Source organism: uncultured Nocardioides sp., assembly GCF_902805925.1.
Taxonomy (GTDB): Bacteria; Actinomycetota; Actinomycetes; order Propionibacteriales; family Nocardioidaceae; genus Nocardioides.
Genome location: NZ_CADCUP010000068.1, coordinates 1 through 9,719, shown reverse-complemented (window position 1 = coordinate 9,719; position 9,719 = coordinate 1). Strand labels below are relative to the sequence as shown.

Genomic DNA, 9,719 nt, shown 5'->3' with positions numbered 1-9,719 from the left:
GAGGTCGTTAGCTTCATGGACCGGCATCTTGCGGGGGGCTGGTGGGGGATTCCTTGGGGAGCGGCTCCCGTCGGTCCGGGCGCCCCCCGGGACCACCCCTCCGGCTCCGTCTCCCTGGGTGCGTCGGTGATCCCGATCGGCGCTCCATCGGCGGGGCCTCGCCCTGCGCGGAGACAGAGGGGAGGCGGATACCGCATGTGGGTCATGGACACCCTCGGGGCGGCTCTGCTTCGCTCGAGGGTCCACCCAGTCCGTCTCACAGTCGCACCAGGACGCCCCAATGCGCACTCGATCCTCCCTCGTCATCGCCTGCCTCACCACCTTGGTCGCGGGTCTCCTCGGGACCCAGGCCCCCGCTCACGCCATCACCTACGGTGTGCCCGACGCCGGCGAGCACCCCAACGTCGGCTCCTTCGTCGGCGAGTTCACCGATCCCACCACCGGTGACACGCTGCTCTTCCAGGCATGCACGGGCACCCTCATCGCCGAGGACGTGGTGCTGTCGGCCAGCCACTGCTTCAGCGGCCTGCCGCCCGAGATCACGGACATCACCTTCACGCTGGATCCGGTGATCGACGCCGATCGGGACGGCGCGGTGGACGCCGACGTGGAGCTGCTCACCGGCACCCCCGTCACGCATCCCCTCTACGCCACCGGCGGGTTGAGCAACCTCTACGACATCGCGGTCTTCCTCCTGGACGACCCGGTCACGCACGTCGACCCCGCTCCGCTTGCGCCCGCCGGCACCCTGGACAGGCGCGGGCTGCGCGGCGAGACCTTCACCGCGGTCGGCTACGGGACCGTGCGCACGAGCAGGCGGAAGGGCCCCCAGGGCTTCAGTGTGGGATGGCGTCGTGAGAAGGCCGACCAGCACCTGCGGTCGGTCACCAAGGCGTGGGCGACGCTGTCGATGAACCAGGCGACCGGCGACGGTGGAACCTGCTACGGCGACTCCGGCGGCCCGCACTTCCTCGACGGAGCCGTCGTGTCCATCACCGTGACCGGTGACGCCATGTGCAAGGCCACCGACAAGACCTACCGGGTGGACACGCCGTGGGCCCGTGACTTCCTCGCCCGGTACGTCCCCGTGCCATGAGGACGCCCGCGCGGCCCGCCGTTGATGTGGGTGCGCCCGTCGAACAGTCGCTCTGCGTCCGTCGGGCGTCCCACCAGCCGCTCCTCCCCCATCAACCACCGACGTGTCATACCCCGATTGGGGGTTGAGAGCGCTCGCCGTTGCGCGTAGGCCTGTAGGATGCCGGACCCGCACACTCGCGGCCGGCAAGCCCCAGTAGAAGGACCCGGGGGTCGACGCGATGTCTCCTTGGCTGATATCTCGAGCGGTGGCGGCGCGGGTGCTCGTCCTGGCGGTGGCGCTGGCGCTCGTGGCGCTCGGGGCCTACCAGGCGCAATCCGCCAGGACCGAGGTCCTCCCGGAGTTCTCCCCTCCGTACGTCGAGGTGCAGACCGAGGCCCTGGGGCTCTCCGCGGAGGAGGTCGAGCAGCTGATCACCGCCCCGATGGAGAACCTGCTGCTCAACGGGGTGGCGTTCCTGGACGGGATCCGGTCGGAGTCGGTGAACGGCCTCTCCTCCATCACGCTGATCTTCGAGCCCGGGACCGACCTGCTCGAGGCCCGCCAGGTCGTGCAGGAGCGGCTCACGCAGGCCGGCCTGCTGGCGCACCTGACCGATCCCCCCGCGATCGTGCAGCCGCTGTCGTCCTCGAGCCGGGTCCTGGTGGTCGGCTTCCGGTCCGCCGACGTCAGCCCCATCGAGATGTCGGTGCTGGCGCGGTGGACGATCCGTCCGCGGCTGCTCGGCGTCACCGGCGTCGCGAACGTGTCGATCTTCGGCCAGCGCGAGCGCCAGCTGCAGGTGCAGGTCGACCCGCGTCGGCTCGCGCGGCGCGGGGTCACGCTCCAGGAGGTCATCAACACCAGCGGCAACGCGTTGTGGGTCTCCCCGCTGACCTACCTCCAGGCGTCCGCCCCCGGGACCGGCGGCTTCGTCGACACGCCCACCTCGCGCCTGGAGATCCGGCACGTCTCCCCCATCACCACCGCCGGCGACCTGAGCAAGGTGGCGCTCGAGCGGGCGGACGGCGCGCGGGACCCCCGAGGGATGACGCTCGGCGACGTCGCCCACGTCACCGAGGACCACCAGCCGCTGATCGGCGACGCCGTCGTGGACGACGGTCCGGGCCTGGTGCTCGTGATCGAGAAGCTCCCGGGCGCGAACACCGTCGAGGTCACCGAGGGCATCGAGGAGGCGCTCGCCACGCTCGCCCCGGGCCTGGAGGGCATCACCGTCGACACCGAGCTGTTCCGCCCCGCCAGCTTCGTGGAGGCCGCCCGCACCAACTACGTCGTCACCTTGGGCGTCGGCCTGGCGCTGGCGGCCCTGCTGGTGCTGCTGGTGCTCCTCCACCTGCGCGCCACGCTCGTCGCCCTCGTGTCCACCCTCGTCTCGCTGGCCACGTCGGTCCTGGTCCTCGAGCTGCTCGGGATCGGGCTCGACGGGCTGGCGCTCGCGGGCCTGGCGCTCGCCGCCGCGCTGGTGGTGCACGACGCCGTCGGGACCGCCGAGCACCTGCTGCGTGGGCTGCGCGACCGCGGGGACGACACCGCCCTGACACTCTCGCGGGTCACGCTGGCCTCCGTGGAGGCACGGCGGTCCGCGGGCTACGCGACCGCTGTCGCCCTGGTCGCCCTCTGGCCTCTCCTCGCCGTGGACAGGCTCGCCCAGGCCTTCTACCGACCCGCGCTCGTCGCGTTCGCGGTCGTCCTGCTCGTCTCGCTGCTGGTCTCCCTCACCGTCACGCCGGCCCTCGCCTCGGTGGTCCTGCACCGCACGGGAGACCGTCGCTCACCGGTGACCGAGGCCGTACGCCGCGCAGCGACCGGCGTCGCGGAGCGGCTGGCGGGCGCCTGGCGGCTCGCCGCGGCCGTGCTCGCGGTCGGCGTGATCGCCACGACTGCGGCGACCGCCTTCGTGCAGTCGACGGACCGGCCGGCGCTGCTGCCGGAGTTCCAGGAGTCCGACCTCGTCGTCAGCTGGCAGGGTGAGCCGGGCGTCTCCCGGGAGGCGATGACCGCGATCGCCTCGGACCTGGGCGCACAGCTGCGCGCCGTGCCCGGCGTCCGCAGCGTCGGAGGACACGTGGGGCGTGCTGTCCTCTCCGACCGCATCCACGGCATCGGCACCGGCGAGCTGTGGGTGGGCATCGACCCGGACGCCGACCACGGCGACACGGTCGCGGCGGTGCGGGAGGTGGCGGCCGGCTACGACGAGGCACCGGCGCAGATCCGCTCCTCCATCGCCGACCAGGTCGAGGCCGGCGGCGCGCTGATGTCGGAGTTCGACCGCGGGCGCGTGACCCTCGGCGAGGACGAGGTGGTGGTACGCGTCTACGGCGAGGAGCTCCAGGTCCTGCTCGACCAGGCCCGCTCCATCGGGGACAGCCTCTCCGGCATCGAGGGGGTGTCGCGGGTCCGGGTCGACAAGCCTCCGGTGGAGCCCAACCTGGAGGTGGCGGTCGACCTCGACGCCGCCGAGCGGCACGGCCTCAAGCCGGGCGACGTGCGCCGCGTCGCCACCACGCTCGCCAACGGGCTCGAGGTCGGCAGCCTGTTCGAGGAGCAGAAGGTCTTCGACGTCATCGTCAACGGCGACCGCGACTACTTCGCGGATCCCGACCAGATCGGCGCGCTCCTCATCGACAAGCCCGATGGCAGCACCGTGCGCCTCGACGAGGTCGCGGACGTCTCCTTCGGCGAGTCGTTCTCCCTCATCAACCGGGAGTCGGTCTCGCGCCGGCTCGACGTGGTCGCCACGGTGACGGGCGATCGGGACGACGTCGCCGATGACATCGAGGCCAGCGTGGCCGGCATCGGCTTCCCGAGGGAGTACCACGCCGAGGTCATCAGCGAGGGCCAGAACGCGGCCGACACCCGGCTGGTCGGGGCCGTCTCGGTCGTGGCACTGCTCACCGGGCTCCTGCTCCTCCAGGTGGTCATCGGCAGCTGGCGGATGACCGCGGCTGCCCTGGCCACGATCGCCATGTCGATGCTCGGCGGGGTGCTGGCCGTCCTGGTCGCCGGGGGCGAGGCGACGACCGGGACCGTGCTCGGCTTCCTCGCGGTCCTGGCGATCGCGGTGCGCAACGTGCTCGCCCTCGTCGCGGCGTGGGACCTCGCCCGAGCGTCCGGCCTGCCGTTCGGGCGTGAGCTCGTGACCCGGGCGGTCGGCGAGCGGAGCGTCGGCATCCTGCTGGCGGGGGCGGCGGCAGCGCTGGTGCTGCTGCCGGTGACCCTCGCGGGCGCGCGGCCGGGCCTGGAGATCGTGCATCCGATGGCGGTCGTCGTCCTCGGGGGTGTGATCACCGCCGTGCTGGTGCCGCTGCTGCTCCTCCCCGCGCTCTACCTGCGGTGGGGCGAGGAGCGCGAGCCGGCCCTGCTCGACGACGAGGCCGGCAGCGGGTCGGTCGCGGGTGCGTGGGCACGATGACCACCATCACCCGGGCCCCCCTCGAGAGCACCCGACCGGGGTCCGGCTGGGCCGGCGCAGGCATCGCGACGCTGGTCCTGCTCGCGGCCACGTGGTGGGCTGCCGGCTCCGGTCAGGGCGAGCCGGTCGAGCCCTCGCACGACACCCCCGCGACGGTGGAGCACATCGGCCACGGTGACTTCTCCTGGGTGACGCTCACCCCGGACGCCGCCCGCAGGGTCGGGCTCGAGGTCGCCGCGGTGCCGGAGGGCGCCGAGCCCGTCACGGTGCCGTACTCCGCCGTCGTCCACGCCGCCGACGGCACCACGTGGGTGTACGGGACCGAGGACGAGGACTCGCTGCGCTTCCGCCGCTACCCGGTGGAGGTGCGAGCGGTGGCCGGCGATCGGGCCATGCTGAGCGAGGCGCCACCGCCCGGGACGTTCGTCGCCGGAGTGGGGTCCGCCCTGCTCCACGGCTCCGAGTTCGAGGTGGGGCACTGATGATGCACTGGATCATCCTCACCAGCCTGCGGCTGCGGACGCTGGTGGTGCTGGCCGGCTCGGTCCTCATGGTGGGCGGGATGCTGCAGCTGAGCAAGGCCCCCGTGGACGTCTTCCCCGAGTTCGCGCCGCCGAAGGTCGAGATCCAGACCGCCTGCGTCGGCCTCTCGGCCGCGGAGGTCGAGGAGCTCATCACGGTGCCGCTCGAGCAGTCGCTCGCCGGCGTGCCGGGTCTGGACGTGCTGCGGTCGAAGTCCGTGGGCCAGCTCTCCTCGGTGACGCTGCTCTTCGAGCCGGGCACCGACATCATGGAGGCGCGCCAGCTGGTGCAGGAGCGAGTGGCCTCGGTGACGCCGTCGCTCCCCGCTTGGGCCACGCCCCCGCACATGATCCAGCCGCTCTCCTCCACCAGCCGGGTCCTGAAGATCGGGGTCTCCTCCGACACCCTCGACACGATCAAGCTCTCCCACCTCACCCGATGGAAGATCCGCGACAACCTGATGCGGGTGCCCGGGGTCGCGAACGTCGCGGTGTGGGGCAACCGCAAGACGCAGTACCAGATCCTGGTGGACCCGCCGCGGCTGCACCGGCAGGGGGTCACCCTCGACGACGTCCGCAACGCCGCTGCGGACGCCGTGGAGTCCGGGCTGCTCGCCTACCGGCCCGGCGCCGCCCTCGGCACCGGCGGATTCGTCGAGACGGGCGGGCAGCGGCTCGGCATCGAGCACGTGTCGGCGGTCGGTCGGCCCGAGCAGCTGGGGGCGGTGACCGTCCGCAACCGAGAGGGCAGGGTCCTGCGCATCGACGAGGTCGCGACCGTCGCGGTCGGGCACCAGCCGCTGATCGGCGACGCGGTCGTCGACGGCGGGCCCGGGCTGCTCCTCATCGTGGAGAAGTTCCCGTGGGCCAACACCCTGCAGGTGACCGAGGGGGTGGAGGAGCAGCTGGAGCTGATCAGGCCGGCGCTCACCAACGTCCACATCGACAGCACGATCTTCCGGCCGGCGACCTTCATCGAGACGTCGGTCGACAACCTGACCACGGCCCTGCTCATCGGGATCCTGCTCGTCATCGTGGTGCTGATGCTGTTCCTCTACGAGTGGCGGACGGCGCTGATCAGCGTCGTGGCCATCCCGCTCTCCCTGGTCGTCGCCGGCCTGGTCCTCTACCACCAGGGCAGCACGATCAACACGATGGTGCTCGCCGGCTTCGTCATCTCGGTCGGTGTGGTCGTGGACGACGCGATCATCGACATCGAGAACATCTGGCGCCGGCTGAAGCTGGCCCGGGCCACCGGCGACACCACCCCGACGGCGAAGATCATCGTCGAGGCCTCGGTGGAGGTCCGCCGCGCGATCGTCTACGCGACGTTCATCAACATCGCGGCGATCACGCCGGTGTTCTTCCTCGAGGGCCTGTCCGGCGCGTTCTTCCGCCCGCTGGTGACGTCGTACGCCCTGGCACTGCTGGCGTCGATGGCGGTGGCGCTCACCGTGACCCCGGCGCTCGGGCTGATGCTGCTGCGGCGCCACGGGCTCCTGCGCCGCGAGTCGCCGCTCAAGGTGCTCCTCGTCGGCTGGTACGTCCGGGGGCTGCGCCGGGTCACCCGCACCACCCGACCGGCGTACTTCGTCGTCGCCGGGCTCGCCCTCCTCGCCGTGGTCGGCACACCGCAGCTCGGGCAGTCGCTGCTGCCGGACTTCAAGGAGCGCGACTTCCTCATGCACTGGGTGACCAAGCCGGGCACCTCGTTGCAGGAGGAGGTGCGCATCACCACGCGCTCGGCCGAGGGGTTGGGGGCCATCCCCGGGGTCCGCAACTTCGGCGCCCACATCGGCCAGGCCAGCAATGCCGACGAGGTCGTCGGCCCGGAGTTCGGCGAGAACTGGATCAGCGTCGACCCCGACGCCGACTACGACAAGACCCTCGCCGCGGTCCAGGCGGAGGTCAACGGCTACCCCGGTCTCTACCGCGACGTGCAGACCTATCTCAAGGAGCGGATCCGCGAGGTGCTGACCGGGACCGACGAGGCGATCGTCGTCCGCATCTCCGGAGACGAGCTCGACGTTCTCGGCGATGTCGCGGACCGGCTCGAGGACGTCGTCGCCGAGGTGCCGGGTGTCGAGGCCCCGCAGGCCGAGCTGCTCACCGCGGTCCCGCAGATCGAGGTGGAGGTGGACCTCGACCGGGCTCAGCGCTTCGGCCTGAAGCCCGGCGACGTACGCCGTGCGGCCGCGACGCTCGTCGCCGGCATCGAGGTCGCCGACGTCTACCAGAGCGGACGCACCTACGACATCAACGTCTACGGGGTCCCCGACGTGCGGCACAGCGTCGGCAGCATCCGGCGGATGCTGATCGACACCCCGACGGGCGCGCAGGTGCGGCTCGACCGGGTCGCCGACGTCGAGGTCCGGGCGACGCCGAACGCGATCGTGCGCGAGGCCGGGACACGGCGCATGGACGTCACGGCCGGTGTGGCCGGCGCAGACATCGGCGGCGTCGCCGAGGACATCGAGCGGCGCATCGCCGACATCGACCTTCCCCCGGGCTACTCCGTGGAGGTGCTCGGCGAGCACGCCGAGCGGGAGGCCGCGCAGCGGACGCTCCTGCTGACAGGTGGCGCGGCGCTGCTGTCCATCTTCCTGCTGCTGCACCTGGCGTTCAGCAGCCTCCGCCTGGCGCTCCTCTTCTTCCCCACGCTGCTGATGGCCCTGGTCGGCGGGATCCTGGCCGCGCTGGCCACCGGCGGCATCGTCTCGCTCGGCTCGCTGGTCGGCTTCCTCACCGTCTTCGGCATCGCGGCGCGCAACGGCATCATGATGATCAGCCACTTCCAGCACCTCGAGGAGGTCGAGGGCGAACCGTTCGGTCGCGACCTGGTGCTGCGCGGGGCGGCCGAGCGCCTCTCGCCGATCCTCATGACAGCGGGCGCCACGGCGTTCGCCCTCATCCCGCTGGTGGTGGCCGGCGCCATCCCGGGCCACGAGATCGAGCACCCCATGGCCATCGTCATCCTCGGGGGCCTCGCCACCTCGACGCTGCTCAACCTGTTCGTCGTCCCGCCGCTGTACCTGCGGTTCGCGAGACCTCGTCCGCGCGTCCCGAGTGCGCTGACCGCCTGAGCCGTCCCGGCGGGGCGGGCACACGGACGAGTGCCGTGGTGGTCTGCGCACGCCCGAGCCCGCCTCAGATGCAGGCAGCGGATCCCTCGTCGAGCACGGACCGCTCGGTGTCGAGGAACGACCACGAGAAGTCGCGGGGTGACAGCGTCAGGCTGAGGACGCCGAATGCCGAGTTCTGGAAGTACTCCGAACCCGCCACCGGCTCACCGCGCTCGTAGAGCGACTTGCCGCCCGTGCCCGCCACGAAGGACGTGATGCCACGCCCCGGACGCACCTGGCCGTCGGCGTCCATGGGTGCGAACCGCTCGTAGTCGTGGTCGTGCCCGGCCAGCGCGAGGTCGACGTGGTGGGAGTAGGCGACCTCCCAGAAACGACTCATGAAGTCGGCGGAGCCGTGCTTGCCGGAGGAGTAGCGGGGATAGTGCATGACGAGGGCCGCGCAGTCGTGATCGTTGCTGGTCAGCTCGGCGTCGAGCCACTCCTCCTGGGCATCGCAGTCGACGTCACCGCAGTTCGAGTTCACCATGTAGACCCGCCACGCCCCGGCGTCCCAGGCGTACCAGGGTGGGGGGTCACCGAAGTAGTCGAAGTAGCCGGCAGCGGCCGTCGAGTTGTACTCGTGGTTGCCGGGCGTGGGCCGGGTGAGCGGCAGGAGCGGCCCCCAGGACTTCGAGTAGGAGTCGTGGAAGCCATCCGCAGAGCCGGTCTCGTACTGCATGTCGCCGAGCGCGATGACCGCGTCCGGGTCCAGGGACGTCGTCAACCGTGCCGTGGCCGCCTGCTGGCACTGGGTCGGCGTCACGGGCTCGCCCGGCTCGCACGCGATGTCACCCACGGCCACCACGCGCACGGACGCCGCTGCGTCCTCCTCGCCCACAGCCGCGGTCACGCTTGACGAGCCGTCGGGGGTCGTCTCCGGCTCCGTCCCGGCACAGGCGACGGTCAGGGTGACCACACCCACGGCTGCCAGGACCCGCCGTCGGGTGGCCGGCCGTCGGTGTGCACGGGGGTGTGCCGTGGCCATGTCTGATGCTACGGCTGTCGACGCCTGGCGGGACAGACTCGTCGCGACCCACTTGCGGAGCCCTGACGTCATCGCGCGCGATGATGGTCCCGTAGGTGCGAGTGACTCCATCGACGGTGATCACGACCTGTGCTCCTGTCGGACGCCGCCGGCCAGCACCGGGGCAGGGAGGACGAGCGGTCCAGACACTGAGGTCCGGTCCTCGGCCACCTCGTGGCCCTCGACGTGGAGATGGGGCAGCAGACGATCCAGCCGACCCGGCAACCACCAGTTGCGATCGCCGAGCAGCTCCATGGTCGCCGGCACGAGCACCATGCGGACGATGGTGGCGTCGATGAGGACGGCAGCCGTCAACCCGATGCCGAACATCTTGCTGAAGACGTCCTGGCCGAGGACGAAGGACGCGAGGACGGTGATCATCACGGCGGCACCGGCTGTGATGACCCTGGCTGACTTGGCAAGGCCGTCCGCGACCACGGGCACGTGGCGCTCTACCTGGCACTCGAGCCGGAGGCGCGTCTGCGGGAGGTCGCCGAGAAGGTGGGCATCACCGAACGGGCCGCCCAGCAGATCGTCCGTGACC

Annotated in this window: 6 protein-coding genes; 4 read left to right on the top strand and 2 right to left on the bottom strand. The window is 71.5% G+C overall.

Annotated elements, in window-relative coordinates; genetic code table 11:
• The first annotated feature begins 280 nt into the window (after positions 1-280).
• The 4 genes from QZX64_RS04790 to QZX64_RS04775 all read left to right on the top strand — a co-directional run bounded on the left by QZX64_RS04790 (position 281) and on the right by QZX64_RS04775 (position 8,112).
• Positions 281-1,096, top strand: coding sequence for a trypsin-like serine protease (locus QZX64_RS04790; protein WP_295657419.1), 816 nt, complete (start codon positions 281-283; stop codon positions 1,094-1,096).
• A 220-nt stretch (positions 1,097-1,316) separates the two neighbouring features.
• Entirely contained in the window at positions 1,317-4,508 is a 3,192-nt protein-coding gene (locus QZX64_RS04785) for an efflux RND transporter permease subunit (RefSeq protein ID WP_295657417.1), read from the top strand.
• Positions 4,505-4,990 (top strand): hypothetical protein, encoded by a 486-nt coding sequence (locus QZX64_RS04780; RefSeq protein WP_295657415.1) that lies wholly within the window; start codon positions 4,505-4,507, stop codon positions 4,988-4,990. Before QZX64_RS04785 ends, QZX64_RS04780 begins: the two co-directional genes overlap by 4 nt.
• The gene (locus tag QZX64_RS04775; RefSeq protein WP_295657413.1) at positions 4,990-8,112 is read left to right on the top strand and encodes an efflux RND transporter permease subunit; all 3,123 of its coding nucleotides are present in this window, start codon (positions 4,990-4,992) and stop codon (positions 8,110-8,112) included. Before QZX64_RS04780 ends, QZX64_RS04775 begins: the two co-directional genes overlap by 1 nt.
• A 64-nt stretch (positions 8,113-8,176) precedes the next feature.
• Here QZX64_RS04775 and QZX64_RS04770 read toward each other — a convergent pair whose 3' ends face one another.
• Positions 8,177-9,136 carry a metallophosphoesterase gene (locus QZX64_RS04770; RefSeq protein ID WP_295657411.1) on the bottom strand — a complete coding sequence of 320 codons (960 nt, stop codon included), beginning with the start codon at positions 9,134-9,136 and terminating at the stop codon, positions 8,177-8,179.
• A gap of 120 nt (positions 9,137-9,256) precedes the next feature.
• Entirely contained in the window at positions 9,257-9,613 is a 357-nt protein-coding gene (locus tag QZX64_RS04765) for an MMPL family transporter (RefSeq protein WP_295657421.1), read from the bottom strand.
• Positions 9,614-9,719 lie beyond the last annotated feature (106 nt).

Coding starts and splice junctions, on each gene's coding strand:
- QZX64_RS04780 (WP_295657415.1), top strand. CDS start 4,505: ATGACCACCATCACCCGGGCCCCCCTCGAGAGCACCCGACCGGGGTCC.
- QZX64_RS04770 (WP_295657411.1), bottom strand. CDS start 9,136: ATGGCCACGGCACACCCCCGTGCACACCGACGGCCGGCCACCCGACGG.
- QZX64_RS04790 (WP_295657419.1), top strand. CDS start 281: ATGCGCACTCGATCCTCCCTCGTCATCGCCTGCCTCACCACCTTGGTC.
- QZX64_RS04785 (WP_295657417.1), top strand. CDS start 1,317: ATGTCTCCTTGGCTGATATCTCGAGCGGTGGCGGCGCGGGTGCTCGTC.
- QZX64_RS04775 (WP_295657413.1), top strand. CDS start 4,990: ATGATGCACTGGATCATCCTCACCAGCCTGCGGCTGCGGACGCTGGTG.